Consider the following 19,557-nt stretch of genomic DNA (forward strand, 5'->3'; position numbering starts at 1 on the left):
AAGCGCATGATAAAAATGAGTAATCTTTGTGTCTCCTGAAATGACTGTAACCACAACTCGTTTTGAATTAAAAAAATTAATTTATTTAATGATACCCATCCTGATCACGCAATTTGCACAAGCAGGTTTTGGCTTAATTGACACCATTATGGCAGGACATTTATCTGCCAATGACTTGGCTGCAATTGCAGTCGGTGTTGGTCTTTGGGTGCCGATTATGGTGTTGTTTAGTGGCATTATGATCGCCACTACACCTTTGGTCGCAGAAGCCAATGGCGCACGCACGCCTGAAAAAATTGCGACCATTACCCGACAATCCCTTTGGGTGGCTTTATTTCTAGGCATCATTGCGGCTTTAATTTTACAAGCCATGCCCATGTTATTGCCTGTGGTCGGTGTACCCGATGCCTTACTGCCAAAAGCCAGTTTATTCTTACATGCCATTGGTCTAGGTATGCCTGCGGTGACCATGTATGCAGCATTACGCGGCTATTCTGAAGCGATTGGTCATCCACGTCCTGTCACCGTGATCAGCTTAATTGGACTGGTGGTCTTAATCCCACTGAATTTCATTTTTATGTATGGCTTTGGTCCTATTCCTGAAATGGGCAGCGCAGGCTGTGGTTTCGCCACTGCTATTTTACAATGGCTGATGCTTTTTGCACTTGCCATCTATATCTATAAAAATAGCAGCTATCGCAAAACCCAACCTTTTACCGGATGGGAAGCCTTACATGCCGTGTGGATTAAACGCATTTTAAAACTGGGCTTACCCATTGGTTTAGCCATTTTCTTTGAAGTCAGTATTTTTAGTACGGCTGCAATTGTGCTGAGTCCTTTAGGGGAAATTACGGTTGCCGCACACCAAATTGCGATTTCAATCACCACACAGCTCTTTATGATTCCGATGTCACTTGCGATTGCATTGACCATTCGTGTCGGCACTTATTATGGTGAACAGAATTGGGCAAATATGCGCAAAGTTCAGGTATTAGGCTTAGCCACTGCAACCTTGCTTGCCTGTATGACCATGCTACTGTTGTGGTTCTTCCGAAGTGAAATCGTGGCTTTATACACCTCTGATCTCTTGGTGACACAGATTGCGGTAAGCCTCGTGTTCTTTGCGATTGCCTATCAGCTCATGGATGGTTGGCAAATTAGTGCAGCAGGTTGTTTACGTGGCATGCAAGACACCAAAGCCCCAATGTGGATCACCATGATCGCTTACTGGGTCATTGCCTTCCCTGTCGGCGTGTATCTGTCTCGCTTTACCAATATGGGTGCTGCGGGTGTCTGGATTGGTTTAATCGTGGGTCTGTCGGTGGCGTGTATTCTCTTAATCTCGCGCTTGTATATGAACAATCAGCGTTTAAGTCGGCGATAAATACATTTGAGTCTTGCTCCATGACAAGGACGTCATGGATCTCTCACCTTCTTTATACATTTGAGTTAGACATTATGCCTGTGCATCCAAAGCGGCTTTTAAACCTTTAGGTATTTCTGTTTCATCTACGACATCTTTAATGACGACTTGCCCCACAATCACATCAGTACCATTAAAGGTCATGGTCGGCGCACCATATAATTCATAACCTTCATTTAATGCTTTGGTCACGCGTGCACAAAATTGCACATCGTCTTTACCTGTAAAATAACGATAAACTTTCATTAACCTATCTCATGATAACGCTGTTGCAATGTTACCTCTTCAAGACTAAAACAACATTCAAAAATATCCCTGATACTTATCAGCATGCTTCATAAAGACAACGATTGCCAGCATTCTTCATTGAAATAGGTGTTCATGCAGAGATTATGAAGAAAGCCATTTCATCCGAAACACAACGGCTACAATTATTTCTAGGCAAGTTCCACGTTGTCGCCTATGATCAAAGACATCTCTTAGATGTTGATCTTAAGGAATCTCGCATGGCTAAAACGGCTAGCACACCCGGTCGCCGCTTTATGAAACTTGCTGGTATGACCGCAAGTATTGCAAGTAAAACGCTCTCAAATTCGATTAAAAATATAACTGCCGATGAAGAGCAGAAAAATGCATCACGCAGTCGATTGTTTCAAGATATTGGCGTACAAATTGCCGATACTTTAGGTGAAATGAAAGGCGCAGTCATGAAAGTGGGGCAAATTGCCTCACAATATAAAGATATTTTTCCACCTGAAGTTGCACGTGCTATCGCTAAGCTACAACGCCAAGCACCGCCCATGCCTTTTGCCGAAATTAAACATCAGGTCGAAAAAGAACTCGGTAAACCACTCGATCAAATTTTTAAATATTTTGATGAACAGCCTTTTGCTGCCGCATCCATTGGTCAAGTTCACAAAGCAACCTTGCCCGATGGACAACAAGTGGTTGTTAAAGTCCAATATCCGGGTGTCGATGAAGCCTGTGAAAGTGACCTTAAACAAGTGCGCTTAGCACTACGTTTAATGGGTGTGCTGAAAATTGACCGTAAGCTACAGGATCAAATTTTTAAAGAGATTCAAACCAGTCTAGATGATGAACTCAATTACGAAATTGAAGCACAGAATTTAGAAGTGGCACGTGCCTTCCATGAGTCTTTAGATTCAAAAATTATAATTCCACAAGTGTTTAGTGAGTATTCATCACGACATATTTTGACCTTAAGTTTTGAGCAAGGCGAAAGTATTGAAACCGCAAGCACATGGTCACAAGAAACACGTAATGCCTTGGGACGTCGTTTACTGCGCGCGATTGGGCAAGAGATTTTCTATTTAAAACGCTTCCATTGCGATCCGCATCCCGGGAACTTTGCTTTTCGTGAAGATGGCACGGTCATTATTTATGACTTTGGTGGTGTTAAAACCCTATCAAGCGACGTTGTGGCTTCCTTTAAAGCCTTAATTCAGGCTGCACGTGAACATGATATTGCGCGTATTGAACAGGAATTGGATGCACTACATTCACTGACGGAACTGGGTAAATTCCCGACCGAACTTTATGAAAAATGGTTAGAAATCTTATTACGCCCCCTCAATGGTCATTATGATTTTGCTGAAAATTCGGCACATCATGACGGGGTAGAGTTAATTAAACCCTCACTCAAATATTGGGATGTGTTTAAACCCTCGCCTGATACTTTAATGGTGAATCGAACCATTTCGGGTCAATATTGGAATTTGATTCATTTAAAAGTCAGTGATGACTTAAGCGATGTACTTGAAGAGCTTGTTCCACTGCGTCGTTAATCGTAGCGTCATTTTATAAAAGCCCAGTGACATATCAAACTGGGCTTTTATTGCATTCCTTATTGTTATATTATAACATTACATTAAATCAATAGAGATCGAGGGTTCAATCATGCGTGATCATATCCATCCTGAATATCGTGAAGTGTTATTCCATGACACCAATGCCAATGCCTTTTTTGTGATTGGCAGTACCTTAAACTCAGATCAAACCCGTGAACATGAAGGTAAAATCTATCCTTATGTGAGCTTAGATATTTCGAGTGCTTCACACCCGTTTTATACTGGTGAGCAACGTCAAACCAGTAATGAAGGTCGTGTCGCGAACTTTAATAAACGTTTCGCACGTTTTAATCGCTCGCATTAATTTAAGCTTTATTTTTCATTTTTTATTCTTGAAGACCCAAGTCACGACTCCACACTTGGGTTTCTTTTTATTCATTAAATGAACTGAAGATATCATTCTAAAATTATTTTAAAGAGCAGATAAGCAAGCGTCAGCGCTAATACCCCTACCAATACACTTGATATGGCATATGCAAAAGCTAGTATCAGTTGACCTTGTTTCAGCAATTGAAATGTTTCTAAACCAAAACTCGAAAATGTGGTAAATCCACCCAAAATACCCACCATTAAAAACAAACGGGTTTCATGTTGCAGCATGGGATATTTTTGGCTGAACGCAAAGAAGGCACCCGCACAGGCACAGCCGATGATATTGATCCACCACGTTGGCCATGGAAATTGCATATGCGGTTTTAACAGCCAAAGTCCTGCACCATAGCGTAAACTTGCCCCGATTGCGCCGCCCATCGCGACTAACAGCCAATTCATGTTTTATCCTTCGTTTTGCTTGTGCATAAAGCTCGTTTTATCCACAGCTACAAAAATATGTAGATAGTTCTTGCCCATATCTTGAACTTAAATCGATGCATTGACCATGGAACTTTTAGAAAAAATTGGTATATTCGTCGGTATTGGAATTTATCAAGATCAAGGTTGAATCAAGACATGGCACAGAATCTTTTAGCACAATTGGCAGCAGGCGATGCAAAATTTGCAGATGTACTTGCGCATATTGATGCAGCGTATCAACACACTGCAACTGCGTTTAAAAATGGCGCACAGCATAATGCTGCCACTGAAAACCAAGGCAGTGCTAAAGTCTTTTCTTTCGCCAAGCTTCATGATTTAGATCAAGCACAAACCTTAAGTTTATTTGCAGAACATTATGCTTCAGTATTGGCAACCCCTGATGCAACTGATCATCAAAACATTCGTCAGTTTATGATTCATGGTTGGGAGGGTATTGAGTTTGAAGGTACGGCTTTAACCGCTAAATAATTTTAAAAGTTTAAAAAAACCGCTCAATGGAGCGGTTTTTTATGTCTAAAAAGTCAGGTATTCGGCATTTAACTACGCTGTACTTTTTCAATCCATTGGATTGAATTGACACGGAAGACTTCACACGCACCATCACCCGTATCAGTCGGTGTCAGTGACGATGTCCAAACCAAGTCTTTATCTTTGACTTCAACCAATTCGCCTTTTAGACGTACCAAATCACCGCGTTTCACATTCTTAATGACTTTAGCAATCTGTGGATTGGCAGGAATAATATGCATATTCGACACCATTTGCATGGCTTTCTCTTTTTCGACAGGCACCCGATCCATTTTCCAATTTAAAAAACGGTCGTATTGATTCACGGTAATATGACGTGCAATTTCAGGTTCAGCAAATAAGCCCCAACTCACCGCATAATCAATTGGTGAAAATTTAGCTTGCTCATCATCGGTATAGATTTTTGAACCCAAAATACGAAAATCACCCTTAAACGGCTTGAGTACCGAAATCGATTGCCCTGCTGCCAACGGTGGTAAACCTTTAGCAATATTGTGTTCGACCGATGCTTGGCTATACATCGGTAACAAAAAAGAGGCTATTAAGACTGAATATTTAAGTGCTTTGAACTTCATTTCTCTATTAAATCCATCAATCATGTTGAACGATATATACTTTTATCCTAACGCCTTTTTGAAATTTAAATAGTTGAACTTGGTAACCATTTATCGCAATTTGTGCAAATGATGAAGTTCACAAAGTATTCTACTTTCGGTTAAGCTTCATCCCACTCACCATAATTCTAATGACTCACATGCTCTATCGACTTTATCAAAAACATATTTTTCCGCATGTGCTGAATCAAGTCATGCAAACCTCATCATTAATGGATTTACGCCGTGAACTCATGCTCAATATTTCAGGTGAAGTATTGGAGATTGGTTTTGGCACAGGATTGAATTTGGCATTTTATCAAGGCGTGGACACTGTCTATGCGCTAGAACCGAATCTTGATATTTATGCATTAGCCGCTGAGCGTATTCAACTTACACCGTTTCATGTGGAACATATCTGCGCGAGTGCAGAACAGATTCCCCTACCAAATGATCATGTGGAACATATCATATCGACATGGACACTGTGCAGCATTCCTGACTTAAACCAAAGTCTGCAAGAGTTATATCGCGTGCTGAAACCGGGTGGCACATTGCATGTGCTCGAGCATGTCCTTAATCGTGAAAATTTGAATATTCAACGTATGCAGCATGTGCTTACGCCCATTCAAAAACTTGTAGCAGATGGTTGTCATTTAAATCGCGATATTGAAACCTTGCTGTTAGAAACTGGCTTTGACATTCAACATGCGCAATATATCAATGCTGTGGGTATTCCAAAGATTGGACAACGTATGCTGTTGGCGCGCGTTACCAAACCGTTTTAATTAAGGCGTGTAATAGCGTTAACGCGAAAGAGACGGCATTGCGCTGAATTTTTTGAGCCAAAACCCACATGAAACGCTTTGTTGATTTTGACTGAATGCACATTGACCCAATCACCGCTTAGCTTAATATGTTGATTAGATTTTAGACGGCGAATTTGATTAGCGACAGACTCATTTGCAGCAATGACACTCAGGTTTTGAATCTGGGCTTGTAACTGATTCAGATTAGCTGTGCTTTCTTTCGGCTCAAGACTAAAACAACGTGCATCCTGTTCAAGTTTGACCTGTTTTAGCTCCACCGTACTGACATTCGGCTGAACCAATAACACATCAATATTACTTAAATAGGCCAAATCATTAAAACTGCCCACCATAGGGCTCGCAGGATGCAACATCCGTTGATTCGGACTGTAATATTGTTTGTCTAGCACACGATATTCGGCTTCATGTGGTTCAATCACTTCGACCTTAAAATTCTTGAGCACGCCCGGTTGCTCTAAATGCGGAATCGCACGAAAATATTCAGACCAAACCCAAAGTCCTAAAGCAAACAGCGCTGCGGTAATGGCTAACTTGTCCATGCCTGATGGTCCTTAATCGGGATCTTGAAAATCAATACGAATCGTTTCAAAGCGCACCCGCCCTTCACGAATCGCTTGTGCAATCGCTTGCTGCCCTTTGGTGAGCCGTGCTCCGCCACTTTTAATATCGATCAAGACCACTTCAATATCTTCCGCTAAGCCTTCGCCATCGCGAAAGTCGGTATAACCATCAAAGACCACATAGTCGATCGGGTCGCCCATAAACTTGGCATCACTGGGTAGATATTGAAACTCAGGCATAATGGGTGCCAGTTGTTCTGCCATTTTACCTTTCAGCACGGCACGACTGGTATTTACACTGCGTTTTTGCGCGGCAATTAACGCTTGCTGATGTTCGAGTTCAAGCTCTGCAATATATTGTTCATATTCCGCTTTAATCCGACCATTTCTTGATTGCCCAAGAATCATCGTGGTGAGCACCACCCCAATACAAGCACCAATCAACATCGCCATCCAAATGGACATTCAAGTTTCCTAAATTTTAAAATTCAAATATGGGTTCGACTGAAGTCGAGGGCTTCTGTCATTTGTAAGTGAAAAAAGAATGATATGCTAGCTTTGAACAGAATAAAATCAATATGGCTCATGAAAACGATCTTAGTCGCAAACCAAAAAGGTGGCTGTGGCAAAACGCTGACTGCCATTACTCTCGCCTCTGCTCTATCTGTAAAGGGCTATAAAGTCGCACTTGCCGATGCGGACAATCAAAAATCCGCGTTACAGTGGCTCAAACAACGCCCGACATCTGCAACGCCCATTCAGACCTTAGATTGGCGCAGCAGCAAATCCATTGGTGATGTCCCTAAAAATATTGAATATCTCATTATTGATGCGCCGGGTGCATTGACGGATGAGCATGCCGAGCAATTGGTCGCTGAAGCGCATGCCATTATTACTCCGTTACAACCGTCATTTTTTGATATTGATTCAACGCGACGTTTTTTAAAGCATTTACAAGACATTAAACGAATTCGAAAAGGTAAAGTTCAGCTATTATTATTAGCCAATCGTACCAAGCCGAATGCTGCAAACAATAAAGATATTCAAGCCTTCTTCGACAAAATTGATCAACAACCGATAGCGTGGATTTCTGAACGTACCGCCTATGGCAAACTGGCGATGCAAGGCTTAAGCGTCTTTGATCAATCGCAAAAAATCTATCAAGACATGCAAGCACAATGGCAACCTGTGCTTAATGCCATTATTGACGACCCAAGCCAATGGTTCTAAGGGTTTGCCGTTTTTAAAGCGGATTGAGATTGGAAATATTCATCCGAACTTTTCATACTCACGTTCTCGTGTGCATTTTTTTCAGTTAATATGCTGAATACACCTACATTAAAATTATGGAAGTCTGTGCACTCATACGCGCCTACATTACAAAAAGTCTTGTTGTTTGGACTGTTTTTTATTCTGATGTATTTGAGTTTTAGTATTCTCAAATACTTTATTGTTCCTGTGGTTTGGGCAGCGATTATTGCCTACATGACATGGCCCTTATATCAGTCTATTTTACGTATGTGTGGTCAGCGTCCAACATTAAGTGCCACGGTCATGATTTTATCGGTCATGTTAGTACTAGGTTTACCGTTTATTTTTGCAATCTTTATGCTGCAACATGAAGGACGCAATTTATATTTTGAATTACAAAAACAAGTCTTTTCTGGGCATGTCAATGTGCCTGATTTCATTCGACAATTGCCCTTTATTGGCAAAGAAGTCACCCGTACTATTCGCGAGTTAAATAACGATCCAAACAGTATTATTCAATCTGTTGCGATGTGGATTCAAGGACATTTGAACTACGGTAAAGTCTTGTTCAATGAGGTCAGCAAAAATATTTTCAAACTGTGTTTTGCTGTGATGTCGTTGTTCTTCTTCTACCGCGATGGGAAAAATATTTTAGCGCAAGTGCGTAAAGCCTTTGAGATGGTCGTTGGCTCTCGTATTCATCATTATTTAGACACCATTTCAGATACCACACGTGCCGTCGTCTATGGTGTGGGCTTAACGGCTGTCGCACAATCTTTACTTGCGGGTGTCAGTTATTTTGTTGCTGGTGTGCCAAACCCGATGGTACTGACTATTGTGACGTTTATTTTTGCACTCATTCCCTTTGGTCCACCACTTGCCTATAGCGCCGTGTCGCTATGGTTATTCTCACAAGGGCAAACCATTGAAGCAATTGGGGTCATGGTCTGGGGCGTTTGTGTGGTGAGTACAGCAGATAACGTAATTCGTCCGCTTGTGATTTCAGGTGCAACCCAAATTCCATTCTTGCTGATTATGTTTGGCGTATTGGGTGGGATTGCGAGTTTTGGTTTGGTCGGTGTCTTTATTGGTCCGGTGATTTTGGCTGTGCTGCTCGCCATTTGGCGTGAATGGCTGCATGAAACCCATCAGCATGAACCGCTTATGATGCCGAAAGCCACCATGGCCTATGATGTAGAAGAAGATCAAAAAGATAAAGACCGTACCCCGCTCTAAGCGCGGTACTTACAAAGCTCTACATTTCAGCTGTTATTTTATAACGTGGTGTTACGCATATTCTGATTCAATAGTCTTATAAGTCACAAAAACACGAAGGATTAGAAGAATATGTCATCATTACTCAAGATAACGGCTTTATGTACCTTAAGTACACTTGCCCTCGCGGGTTGTACAACCCATACACTGTCCAATATTGATACGAGCAAAACTAAACCGATTAAAATGGTTCATGTTCATCAAGTGTCTGCGCAAGGCGTTGGTCAAAAAATTGGGACTATTCTCATGCATGATAGCCCTGAAGGTTTAGTCATTCGTACCGATCTCAGAGGTTTACCAAGCGGTGAACGTGGTTTCCACGTTCATGAAAACCATTCCTGCGAACCTGCCATGAAAGATGGAAAAATGGCGGCTGCGATGGCGGCTGGTGGTCACTTAAATTCAAATCAAGCACCGAATCATGGTACGCCAATGACAGGTCATTTGGGTGATCTGCCTGCCTTAAAAGTTGCTGCAAATGGAACAGCCAAAGTTAAACTTATTGCCCCACGCCTGACGCTTGCCGACGTTCAGGGTCGTAGTATTATGATTCACGCAGGTGGTGATAACTATGCAGATACACCTCAACCCCTAGGCGGTGGCGGTGAGCGCATTGCCTGTGGCGTGAGCTAAATAAACCAAAATAAAGCAAAGTAAAAAGCACCGAAATACGGTGCTTTTTTTATGATTGGTATCATTCAAAGAGAATTAAAACTCTCCTTTTAATTTCCGTTCATGCATTAATTTTTTCAGTTGGAGTCGTGGCAGTCCGAACCAGAAGGCAATTAAGATAAAGCACGACAAGCTATACGCCCAAAGATCAAAAGCTTCGTATAGCATACGAATCACTTCAATCATAATAAAGAAGCTAAACATCATTAAGACAGATACCGCAGCAGCGACCGTACCTTTAGGGGCTTCCGATGACATGAGAGCAAAACGATACAAGACTGAAAAACTCATGCCTTCGCCAAAGCTAATCAGTGTCATACCGATGATGAGACATGCCACGAAATAATCAGGAATGCATACGCCTAGAAGTAAAATGAGTGTACCGACAAACATCAGTGGGATGCCCCACATGATGGTGCGACCGAGTGGCACTTTTTCAATAATTTTCATTAAGACAATATTGCCGGCAATCAAACCGCCCAATACAGGAAATTGCGCCATGCCGTATTGCATGCTACTGAGTCCTAAACGCTCGACCAAAATCACAGGTGACAGTGCAATCCACAGCATCAGCGGTAAACACACCAAAGGTAGCGATAAGGTTAAAATCAGGAAGCGTTTATTCTTCAAAATTTGTTTGTAGTCATCCCACACATAAATCCATGGTTTTTTACTCACACTGACTTTACGTTTCGGCATTTTGGCATTTAAGCCAAACCAACTCAGAAATGACAAAATCGCAATGCCAATAAAGCCCCAATGCCATGACACGTGTTCAATCATAAATGCACCCAATACGGGTCCAAGTAATGGCGCAAGTAAGGATACATTTGCCATCAGTGCCATGACTTTAATCGCATCACGTTCTTCAAAGCTTTCTTGAATGGCGGCATAACCGACTGCTGCAATCACGGACAGTCCAAAACCTTGTAAAAAGCGCACCGCTAAAAAGCTTTCAATATTTGGGGTCAGTAATATGGCTAAACACGTGATGACAAAGAATGCCACGCCACCCAATAAAACCCGTCTACGTCCTAAACGATCTGACAATGGTCCAAGCAATGCGGCAACACATGCCCCGCCCAATAAGAAAAATGACATTGAAGATGGCGCCCATGTGCTACTCACGCCAAAGTCTTTGGTAATGGCGAGCATGGCGGGCTGAACAAGGTCGTTACAGATATAAACTGAGAATTCAAACAGTACCAACGCCAATGGAAACATCATGGTGGCACGGGTGAGTTTGGTGGTATGGGTATTTTGCATTTAGGCGTCAAGGACTCATTTGCCCGAATCAATGGACATGACTCAGGCTTTAATTTTGTGTAAATTTAATGCAGTTTAACAGAGTTGATTTTTAAAAGCTGTTCCCTTATGCGTCGACTTTAAATGCACTTCTTAGAACTAAAACTAAATTCAAGATGCCTCTTTTTCAATTGTTTGTTGTTCAATTCCAAAATCAATTTCAGGATTAGGCTCAAATTTAAGCCAACCATTTTTCATCCACTTCTCTACATCATTTTTACCCAAAATATCCAACAGATTATTTAAAAGTGAGAATTTTGCCTGATTATCAAAATAGAAGATTACTATTCTTACTCCTATATCTTTCTCAGCATTTAATCCAAAGATAGCAGTAATGTACTCTCTATCAGATGAATCTAAAGAATGACCCCAAATAAGAATATTCGTATCCTCCCAACTCATGAGATTTCTTGAATTTTTAATTTTATTTGTTATAGGAGATGTTTCATCTAAGAAAAGATAATCTGTTTCCTTAAATAATTTCTGATGATATTTAGTAAAACCATAAGCTTTCAGTCTTTTTATGGATTCATTTTCAATATCTGACACACCTAAAACTATATTTTGATTTTCACCAAGTCGTCCATGCAAAAAATCAGTTTGGATTAATTTATAAAATTTTAAAAAACTATTAGTATAGTTAAATGAATAAATATGATTTGGGTTTATCCTATCATCGCCATTTATCTTAAAATCAACTTTAGAATCTAACTTATCAATAACTGAGGTTAGATAAATATTAAATATACTTATAAATTTATCTAAAGATTTTTGTAAATTTTCTAGGATTATGTTTTCATCAATTTTTTGATATCCATTTTTATATGAGTTAATTTCATCCTTGATATAGAACCTATAATCATCGAAATCAAAACGTGTTTCTTCAGGTCTCTTGAATTTTCTTCCATATTCGTCTTCATCTTCAAAATCTCTGTAATAGCCAGACTTTAAGAGATTTAAGCTCTCTAAAGTTTTACAGTATTCAACTCTTATAAAAATTTGACTTTTTTTACATTTATTAGAATGATTAACATGACTAGAGTAATATCCGATCTCATCAATTTTTTCACTTATTTTATCTATAAATATACTTATCGCTCTTAGTGATTCATTAATTTTTTGGTAGTGTACAAAAACAACGTGTTTTAATTTAGAATAGACGTGAAAATGTGTGAGCAATAAACCTTTAACATGATCATAGAAAAGACAACTTATGTCTGCACCCGTTGCCAATCACCCAATATCCATAAGAATGGTCACAACAAAAGTGGAAATGCACAGTTCAGATGTAAAGATTGTGGGCGCTCTAGTGTACTCAAACCCAAAATTAAATATACCGAAGAACAGAAAGAACTCATTATCAGTACCTATCTTGAACGAGGCAGTTTGAGAGGCATGCAGCGTCTATTCGGTGTTGCACCTGAAACACTGATGGGCTGGATAAAAAAAAGTAAACAGCAGGAAACTGAGTGACGAATTACTTGATGCTCATCCAACAGATGTCCTTGAGCTTGATGAGTTATGGAGTTTCGTAAAAGCCCGTCGCCATAAGGTTTGGACTTGGATGCACTCTGCCATCGTACACGCCAAGTAGTGGCTTATGTGTGTGGTCAGCGTAATGATAAAACGTGTACAGATTTACGTTGCCGTATTCCCACAAGCTACTTTAATTTAGCAACCTGTAGTGATTATTGGTCAAGTTATGCTGAGGTATTTGATCCTGATACCCATCGCTCTGTAGGTAAACATACAGGTTTAACCAACCATGTTGAGCGTTTCAATGCCACATTAAGAAATCGCTTAGGGCGTTTTACACGGAAAACTTTAAGCTTTTCGAAGAAGAAAGAAAATCATGAAGCTGTCTTGCATCTATTTTTATTAAAATACAATCAAGACATGAAAGATAGGTGGTTAACACGTCACATTTAGACACTACCAATTTTTTTTTCAAAATCAATCCATGTTTGAATATCTTGTACATGTTTTTGAAAATAGTGATACCAACAATTCTCTTTTAACAAAGCTCTAATTTCATAAAGTTGTTCTTTCTCTAAAATAATATTTTCTGTTAAGTAATATTCTTTTGTTTTAACTATAAACCAATCTTCACGACACTTTGAAAACAACTCATCAAAATTCATTAAGTCGCTTTTTGACTCTTCGATTGCTTTCATCACATCCATAAAATGATCATACTTTGTCGGCAAATAATGCGACAAATCAAAACCATTCCCCACAATTAGAATATTCATTTTTCTTATAGCCCCAAAAGCAAAAAGCGCATCATATAGATACGCTTTTAAAGACTTTTGGCTTAAAAATCAAACAATATTATGAGCATTTCGCTGTTTGGAAGGTTTTGGTATTTTTCCCACGAGCACACTTATATTCTTCTTTTTTCGCTACTTGCACCCATGTACGTCCTTCAAGCTTAAAGTTATAGACGGTTCGAATGGTATTTACCGAATCATCCATCAAGCCTGTTTCAGTCACCTTCACTTCTGCCGAAGTTGGGTTTTCTACTCGGTTAAAATACTGACGAACTTCGACGGTTGCGAGTTCATTTAAAAGGTCAGAACGCTGTTTTAAAACCTGTTCAATCGGCGTTGCAGGTGTATGAACTTTAGAAATCACATCTTGAGTGGTTTGACACCCAGTTAAACCCAAGCCCGTCATGATCCCGAACAGAGCAAATAATTTAATTTTCATGATGCTTCCAATGTCTCTTTATTATTAGTAGGTATGATGCCCACGTTCACCACGCAACTCTATTTAGACTATGTAAATACAGTTATAGAGATGTAAAAAAGCGCACCTTTCGATGCGCTTTTTTTCAGAACTTTATTCGCTTATAGATCGAATAATTTACCTGGGTTCATAATGCCTTGCGGGTCAAATACGTGTTTCAATGCCTTCATATATTCAATTTCTTCCGCTGAACGTGTGTAATCCAAATATGGCTTTTTGGTCATACCCACACCGTGTTCTGCCGAAATTGAACCATCGTATTTTTTCACAGTTTCAAAGACGTATTTGTTCACGTGCTGACACTTATCAAAGAATTCATCTTTGCTTAAGTTTTCAGGTTTTAAAATATTTAAGTGCAAGTTACCGTCACCAATATGACCGAACCAGCAAATTTCAAAGTCAGGGTAGTTGTCATTTACGATTGCATCAATTTCTTTAATAAATGCAGGTACGTGTGTGATCAACACTGAAATGTCATTTTTGTAGGGTGTAAATGGCGCAATTGACTCAGAAATATCTTCACGTAAACGCCATAAGTTATGCAATTGATCTAGGCTTTGGCTCATGACGCCATCAAGCACCCAGCCTTGTTCCATACAATGCTCAAAGATTTCCATCGCCTTGTCCATAATTGGTTCAAACGGCGCTTCAAACTCAAGCAATACATAAAATGGACATTCGGTTTCAAATGGACGTTGAACGTGACCATTTGCCAATACTTTTTGCATCGCAAGTTCACCAAAGAACTCAAATGCAGTTAAATCAATTTTGGCTTGGAATGCATGTAGTAATGGCATAATCGCATCAAAATCAGGTACACCGAGTACCATCACTTGAAGATCTTGCGGTTGACGCTCAAGCTTAATTTCTGCTTCAGTGACGAGTCCGAGTGTGCCTTCACCGCCAATGAACAAATGTTGTAATGCATAACCTGTTGCGTTTTTAATCATGCCTTTATTCAAACGCAGGATATCACCTTTACCAGTCACAACGGTTAAACCCAAAATCCAGTTACGGGTCATGCCATATTTAATGACTTTAATCCCGCCGGCATTGGTACCGATGTTACCGCCAATCTGACTTGAACCCGCAGATGCGAAGTCAACTGGATAATACATGCCTTGTTCTTCAGCATAATTTTGCAATTGTTCAGTCACTACGCCTGCTTGCACACGCACCATACGGTCTGCTGGGTAGAAGTCCAAGATTTGGTTCATCTTGTCCATGCTCACCACGATTTCACCATTGGCAGCCACAGCACCTGCTGACAAACCGGTACGACCACCCGATGGTGTCACTGCCACATTAAACTGATTGGCAAGCTTTACAATGGCTTGAACTTGCTTAGTCGTGGATGGAAAAACGATGACCGATGGGTTTGGATCAAAGTGTTTAGTATGATCGCGACCCCAATTTTGGAGACTATCCGTATCAGTTTTAATACGGTTTTCACCCACAATTGCAGTCAATTGGGTCAATAACTCAGGGGTTAAAGCGACTGGAGCATTCATCGTTTGCAGACCTAGCATGATTTAAACAAGAGAGACTTCATCTGTTCGATTGCACAGTTTTTAGGCATTAAAATCTGTGTATATATTAGACGAAACATGCCGATTAAAGCAGCAAAACACACGGCTTCAAAGCATGGCGGCATATTATAAGCTATTTTTTGGGGTTTCCTTGAAAAAATGCCATTTTTCATAATATACCTTTGAAAATGATAGTTTAATTCAACCAAAAATATCATTTTCACCAATATCACTTGCAAAAATAGCTGATATTGCCGCGATTAAGGAAATGTAAAACCGCCCTTTTCCTGTGCTATTATACCGCCACTAAATTTGGCCTTTGTAGCGGAGCCGTAATGAGCCAACATCTATCTCTACCTAAAGATAAAATCCGTTTCTTATTGTTAGAAGGCGTTCATCAAAATGCCATCGATACATTAAATGCTGCTGGATATACCAACATCGACTATCGTAAAACTGCGCTTGAGGGTGAAGCGCTGAAAGAAGCGATTAAAGATGCGCATTTCATTGGTATTCGTTCACGTACTCAGTTAACTGAAGAAGTCTTCGAAGCTGCAAACAAATTGATTGCAGTCGGTTGCTTCTGTATCGGAACAAACCAAGTGAACTTAGATGCAGCAATGCGTCGCGGTATTCCAGTCTTTAACGCACCTTACTCAAATACTCGTTCAGTTGCTGAACTTGTACTTGCTGAAGCGATTCTTCTTCTTCGCCGTGTCCCTGAAAAATCAACAGATACACATGCAGGCGGTTGGAACAAATCTGCGGTAGGTTCGTATGAAACACGTGGTAAAACTTTAGGTATCGTGGGTTACGGCTCAATCGGTTCACAACTTTCTGTACTTGCTGAAAGCTTAGGTATGAAAGTGATCTACTTTGACACAGTGACAAAACTACCTTTAGGTAATGCGCGCCAAGTCGGTAGCCTAGATGAACTTCTTGCTAATGCAGATGTGGTTTCTCTACACGTGCCTGATGTTCCGTCTACACGTAACTTCATGACCAAAGAAAAATTTGCACAAATGAAAGAAGGTGCAATCTTCATTAACGCTGCACGTGGTACATGTGTTGTGATTGAAGATTTGGCAGATGCGTTGAAATCAGGTCACATTGCAGGTGCTGCGGTTGACGTATTCCCGAAAGAGCCTAAAGCGAACGGTGAAGAATTCGTATCTCCACTTCGTAACATTCCAAACGTGATTTTGACACCGCATGTCGGTGGTTCAACCATCGAAGCGCAAGCCAACATCGGTTTAGAAGTGGGCGAGAAATTTGTCGCTTACTCTGATAAAGGTATGACTTTATCTGCAGTGAACTTCCCAGAAATCGCACTTCCGTTGACTGAAGGTAAACACCGTTTACTGCACATTCACAAAAACGTACCCGGTGTTCTTGCAAAAATCATTAACTTGTTCTCTGAACAAGGCATCAACATTTCTGGTCAGTCTTTAATGACCAAAGGTGATGTCGGTTACCTTGTGATGGATGTCGATGCTGCGGGTTCTCAAGAAGCATTAGATACACTTCACAACCTTGAAGGCACAATCCGTTCACGCGTATTGTTCTAATTCAAATGTGAATCAAAGACCACAGCTTCGGCTGTGGTTTTTTATTTTGAAGATGTCCTTTTGCACATTTCCCTTCCCTGTCTTTGATGATTTATGTCTTATTTTAAAATTGCGCCTGCTGTACAAGCACCACTGATTTTACTCATCGCCATGATCAGTATGCAAAGCAGCGGTTCCTTTGCCAAAATGCTGTTTGATCAGTTTCCAATTGTGACCGTCTCCGCAATGCGTTTACTGTTGGGTGCTTTGGTTTTGGCGCTGATTTTTAAAATTTGGCACGTCCATTTCAAGCAAGTGAAGTGGAAAGCGATTATGAGCTACGGCGTGGCACTCGCGGGGATGAATCTGCTGTTTTATTTCGCTATTGATCGCATTCCTTTAGGCATCGCTGTCTCTTTTGAATTTATTGGACCGCTTTCTGTTGCACTCTTTCATGCACGACAAAAGTTTGATTTTATTTGGGTTGGACTTGCCATTCTTGGTTTAGTTTTACTGTTTCCATTCGATCAAACTGCTCAAGCGCTTGACCCGATTGGGATTTTATTGGCTTTAGGTGCCGGAAGCTGTTGGGCACTCTATATTATTGCTGGTCAAAAACCATCAGGTGTGTCAGGCAATCACACGGTGTGCTTAGGTATGTTTGTTGGTATGTGCATTTTGATGCCCATTGCACTCTTCAGTGGAATGCCTGCAACAACATTTGAACCCATCAGCCTGATGTATTTCCTTGGTTTAGCCATTCTTGCGAGTGCCTTACCCTTTACTTTAGAGATGATTGCACTCCGTAATTTAAGTGCTTTAAGTTTTGGCACACTCATGAGCTTAGAACCTGCCATTGCTGCCTTGTCTGGCTTTGTGTTTTTGGGTGAACATTTATTGTGGACACAGTGGCTTGCACTTGCCACCATCATTAGCGCGTCTATTGGCTGTACGGTGACGATGCAAAAAAGAAAAACTCAGAAAAAGAGCGCCATCTGTTAATGCTTAGATGATGAAACTGGATAAAAACACTCATCGAAATTTAACCAATTTGCTATAATTTAAGCATTCCCATTGCTCTTATACACCTGATTCTCAGGTGTTGCTCTCCCATGCCAAATGCTCAACTTCTCGCTGTGTTGTACATGGTCTTGTCCATGACCTCATATCAAATTAGTGCATCCTTTGCGAAGCAATTGTTTACAGTGCTTGACCCTGTCACAGTGACTATTTTAAGGCTGTGTTTTGCAGCGATTATTGTCTGCGTTATGTTTCGTTCTTGGAAAATCATTTCGCGACTGCCGTATTTAAAATGGAAAGATTTATTGTGTTATAGCGCCGCGCTCGGACTAATGAATATTCTCTTCTATATGTCTTTAGGTAAATTACCGCAAGGTATTGCAGTCGGTTTAGAGTTTGTTGGTCCTTTGGGTTTGGCACTCCTGTCAATTAAGCATCGTAGCGATTATATGTGGGTATTTTTGGCAATCTCTGGGATTATCCTGATGGTGCCATGGGGACAAGCACTGCATCATCAATTTGATTTAATCGGTGCAGCATGTGCCTTAGGTGCTGGATTGTGTTGGGCTTTTTATATTTATTTTGGACAACGCGTGGTTCAGCAAAATATCGGCATGCATGCGCTGACCATTGCCATTAGTATTTCGGCATTATGTTTATTGCCGATTGGTTTATATCAAAATGCAGCCCAAGTCATTGATACCCAATATTGGGGTAAAGCACTTGTGATTGCGATTTTAGCCACTGCAATTCCCTATGCATTGGATTTAAAAGCATTAAAACAATTGACTAAAGCAAGTTACGGCACTCTATCGAGTTTATCACCAGCATTGGCGGCATTCACTGCCTTCTTCTTATTGGGTGAAAAAATTACATCTATTCAGTGGATTGCACTCGGCTGTATTATGTTGGCATCGGTCGGAGTGACCATTCGTGCCGCACGTCAAAAAATCGCATAAACACCAATAAAAAAAGATGGCATTTGCCATCTTTTTTTGAATCAAATGTTTAGACTAAACTGTCTTTATCGATCTTTTTATATTTTTTGTATTCGGTATTATATTTTTTTGCCAAGGTTTCTTTTTGCTTATCTTCCAAAATTTTACCCGCCTGTTGGAAAAAGCCATGTTCCTCTTCTTCTAAATGATGATGCACCGTTTCTGACAGTTTTTTTGCAATCGCAAGCCAGCCCGGATTACTAAATTCTGTTTCAGTCAATTGCTCTAAAAGTTCATCCATTTCGTGATGTTCGGCCAAAGCATGACGACTAATATTCAGACCCGAATCGGTCATCATAAGAGGAATATAGAAATAGCGATCTTCTGCCACCGCATGGGCAAATAACTCATTTTTGAGTAAATCAAACAATTCACGACGTTCAGGAGTATCTCCTGAGGTTTGGACTAATTTTTCTGCGAGTTCCCGCTGTATGTCATGACTTTCTCGTAAAGCTTCAAATATTGTGGTCATGTATTCGTTTATCCTTTGTTATTTTAAATTAGCCTTTAGCTTAAAACAGATACAAGTAAAATTCAGGCAGAGTTACTACACTAATTTGTATGAAAAAGTTTAATAATGAGAATGCTTTACATCAA

At 40.3% G+C, this 19,557-nt stretch carries 24 protein-coding genes; 13 read left to right on the top strand and 11 right to left on the bottom strand.

What is annotated here, in order from left to right:
* Nucleotides 1–40: 40 nt before the first annotated feature.
* On the top strand, nt 41–1,384 hold the full coding sequence (locus tag GFH30_RS11495; RefSeq protein ID WP_171501033.1) for an MATE family efflux transporter: 1,344 nt from the start codon (nt 41–43) through the stop codon (nt 1,382–1,384).
* Nucleotides 1,385–1,456: 72 nt separating this feature from the next.
* Here GFH30_RS11495 and GFH30_RS11500 read toward each other — a convergent pair whose 3' ends face one another.
* Complete coding sequence (locus GFH30_RS11500) at nt 1,457–1,669, bottom strand: DUF1737 domain-containing protein (protein ID WP_153372744.1); 213 nt, start codon at nt 1,667–1,669, stop codon at nt 1,457–1,459.
* Nucleotides 1,670–1,929: 260 nt separating this feature from the next.
* Here GFH30_RS11500 and GFH30_RS11505 point away from each other — a divergent pair, with 260 nt between their 5' ends.
* A complete protein-coding gene (locus GFH30_RS11505) occupies nt 1,930–3,228 on the top strand; it encodes an ABC1 kinase family protein (protein WP_153372746.1) in 1,299 nt (432 codons plus the stop codon).
* A 112-nt stretch (nt 3,229–3,340) separates the two neighbouring features.
* Nucleotides 3,341–3,595 (top strand): type B 50S ribosomal protein L31, encoded by a 255-nt coding sequence (locus tag GFH30_RS11510; protein ID WP_153372748.1) that lies wholly within the window; start codon nt 3,341–3,343, stop codon nt 3,593–3,595.
* A gap of 92 nt (nt 3,596–3,687) precedes the next feature.
* Here the strand turns inward: GFH30_RS11510 and crcB are convergent, their stop codons facing one another.
* On the bottom strand, nt 3,688–4,062 hold the full coding sequence (crcB, locus tag GFH30_RS11515) for a fluoride efflux transporter CrcB (RefSeq protein ID WP_153372750.1): 375 nt from the start codon (nt 4,060–4,062) through the stop codon (nt 3,688–3,690).
* 177 nt (nt 4,063–4,239) lie between these two features.
* Here crcB and GFH30_RS11520 point away from each other — a divergent pair, with 177 nt between their 5' ends.
* A complete protein-coding gene (locus GFH30_RS11520; RefSeq protein WP_153372752.1) occupies nt 4,240–4,572 on the top strand; it encodes a HopJ type III effector protein in 333 nt (110 codons plus the stop codon).
* A gap of 68 nt (nt 4,573–4,640) precedes the next feature.
* On the opposite strand, the gene GFH30_RS11525 is transcribed toward GFH30_RS11520, so the two are convergent.
* A complete protein-coding gene (locus GFH30_RS11525; RefSeq protein ID WP_153372753.1) occupies nt 4,641–5,207 on the bottom strand; it encodes a hypothetical protein in 567 nt (188 codons plus the stop codon).
* Nucleotides 5,208–5,386: 179 nt separating this feature from the next.
* On the opposite strand from GFH30_RS11525, the gene GFH30_RS11530 reads away from it, so the two are divergent.
* Nucleotides 5,387–6,013, top strand: coding sequence for a class I SAM-dependent methyltransferase (locus GFH30_RS11530; protein ID WP_153372756.1), 627 nt, complete (start codon nt 5,387–5,389; stop codon nt 6,011–6,013).
* Here GFH30_RS11530 and GFH30_RS11535 read toward each other — a convergent pair.
* Both GFH30_RS11535 and GFH30_RS11540 read right to left on the bottom strand, forming a co-directional pair.
* A complete protein-coding gene (locus GFH30_RS11535; protein ID WP_153372758.1) occupies nt 6,010–6,594 on the bottom strand; it encodes a hypothetical protein in 585 nt (194 codons plus the stop codon). The genes GFH30_RS11530 and GFH30_RS11535 overlap by 4 nt on opposite strands.
* Nucleotides 6,595–6,606: 12 nt before the next feature.
* Nucleotides 6,607–7,080: a Holliday junction resolvase-like protein gene (locus GFH30_RS11540; protein WP_153372760.1), complete on the bottom strand. Its 474-nt coding sequence runs from the start codon at nt 7,078–7,080 to the stop codon at nt 6,607–6,609.
* Between the two features lie 120 nt (nt 7,081–7,200).
* Between GFH30_RS11540 and GFH30_RS11545 the strand changes: the two genes are divergently transcribed.
* The 3 genes from GFH30_RS11545 to sodC all read left to right on the top strand — a co-directional run bounded on the left by GFH30_RS11545 (nt 7,201) and on the right by sodC (nt 9,774).
* Complete coding sequence (locus GFH30_RS11545; protein WP_153372762.1) at nt 7,201–7,845, top strand: ParA family protein; 645 nt, start codon at nt 7,201–7,203, stop codon at nt 7,843–7,845.
* Nucleotides 7,846–7,971: 126 nt separating this feature from the next.
* Nucleotides 7,972–9,102, top strand: a complete 1,131-nt coding sequence (locus GFH30_RS11550; protein WP_406565733.1) for an AI-2E family transporter — start codon at nt 7,972–7,974, stop codon at nt 9,100–9,102.
* Between the two features lie 111 nt (nt 9,103–9,213).
* The gene (gene sodC, locus GFH30_RS11555) at nt 9,214–9,774 is read left to right on the top strand and encodes a superoxide dismutase family protein (protein WP_153372766.1); all 561 of its coding nucleotides are present in this window, start codon (nt 9,214–9,216) and stop codon (nt 9,772–9,774) included.
* 75 nt (nt 9,775–9,849) lie between these two features.
* Here the strand turns inward: sodC and craA are convergent, their stop codons facing one another.
* Both craA and GFH30_RS11565 read right to left on the bottom strand, forming a co-directional pair.
* Complete coding sequence (gene craA / locus GFH30_RS11560; RefSeq protein ID WP_153372768.1) at nt 9,850–11,079, bottom strand: chloramphenicol efflux MFS transporter CraA; 1,230 nt, start codon at nt 11,077–11,079, stop codon at nt 9,850–9,852.
* Between the two features lie 150 nt (nt 11,080–11,229).
* On the bottom strand, nt 11,230–12,351 hold the full coding sequence (locus tag GFH30_RS11565) for an AbiH family protein (RefSeq protein ID WP_153372770.1): 1,122 nt from the start codon (nt 12,349–12,351) through the stop codon (nt 11,230–11,232).
* Between GFH30_RS11565 and GFH30_RS13550 the strand changes: the two genes are divergently transcribed.
* Together GFH30_RS13550 and GFH30_RS11570 are read left to right on the top strand one after the other, a co-directional pair.
* Nucleotides 12,310–12,591, top strand: a complete 282-nt coding sequence (locus GFH30_RS13550; protein ID WP_166323682.1) for an IS1 family transposase — start codon at nt 12,310–12,312, stop codon at nt 12,589–12,591. The two genes, GFH30_RS11565 and GFH30_RS13550, sit on opposite strands and share 42 nt — an antisense overlap.
* Before the next feature lie 87 nt (nt 12,592–12,678).
* A complete protein-coding gene (locus tag GFH30_RS11570) occupies nt 12,679–13,047 on the top strand; it encodes an IS1 family transposase (protein ID WP_171501085.1) in 369 nt (122 codons plus the stop codon).
* Here GFH30_RS11570 and GFH30_RS11575 read toward each other — a convergent pair.
* The 3 genes from GFH30_RS11575 to GFH30_RS11585 form a co-directional block, all read right to left on the bottom strand.
* Nucleotides 13,044–13,370: an AbiH family protein gene (locus tag GFH30_RS11575; protein ID WP_153372774.1), complete on the bottom strand. Its 327-nt coding sequence runs from the start codon at nt 13,368–13,370 to the stop codon at nt 13,044–13,046. The two genes, GFH30_RS11570 and GFH30_RS11575, sit on opposite strands and share 4 nt — an antisense overlap.
* 79 nt (nt 13,371–13,449) lie before the next feature.
* A complete protein-coding gene (locus tag GFH30_RS11580; RefSeq protein WP_171501052.1) occupies nt 13,450–13,827 on the bottom strand; it encodes a hypothetical protein in 378 nt (125 codons plus the stop codon).
* Between the two features lie 140 nt (nt 13,828–13,967).
* On the bottom strand, nt 13,968–15,377 hold the full coding sequence (locus tag GFH30_RS11585) for an FAD-binding oxidoreductase (protein WP_153372776.1): 1,410 nt from the start codon (nt 15,375–15,377) through the stop codon (nt 13,968–13,970).
* A 353-nt stretch (nt 15,378–15,730) separates the two neighbouring features.
* Between GFH30_RS11585 and serA the strand changes: the two genes are divergently transcribed.
* The 3 genes from serA (at nt 15,731) to GFH30_RS11600 (ending at nt 18,921) form a co-directional block, all read left to right on the top strand.
* Nucleotides 15,731–16,963: a phosphoglycerate dehydrogenase gene (serA, locus tag GFH30_RS11590; protein WP_153372778.1), complete on the top strand. Its 1,233-nt coding sequence runs from the start codon at nt 15,731–15,733 to the stop codon at nt 16,961–16,963.
* 93 nt (nt 16,964–17,056) lie between these two features.
* Nucleotides 17,057–17,944 (top strand): EamA family transporter, encoded by an 888-nt coding sequence (locus GFH30_RS11595; RefSeq protein WP_153372780.1) that lies wholly within the window; start codon nt 17,057–17,059, stop codon nt 17,942–17,944.
* A 110-nt stretch (nt 17,945–18,054) separates the two neighbouring features.
* Complete coding sequence (locus GFH30_RS11600; protein ID WP_153372782.1) at nt 18,055–18,921, top strand: EamA family transporter; 867 nt, start codon at nt 18,055–18,057, stop codon at nt 18,919–18,921.
* Nucleotides 18,922–18,970: 49 nt separating this feature from the next.
* On the opposite strand, the gene GFH30_RS11605 is transcribed toward GFH30_RS11600, so the two are convergent.
* Nucleotides 18,971–19,432, bottom strand: a complete 462-nt coding sequence (locus GFH30_RS11605) for a hemerythrin domain-containing protein (RefSeq protein ID WP_153372784.1) — start codon at nt 19,430–19,432, stop codon at nt 18,971–18,973.
* Nucleotides 19,433–19,557: the final 125 nt, after the last annotated feature.

The organism is Acinetobacter wanghuae, from assembly GCF_009557235.1.
Lineage (GTDB): Bacteria > Pseudomonadota > Gammaproteobacteria > Pseudomonadales > Moraxellaceae > Acinetobacter > Acinetobacter wanghuae.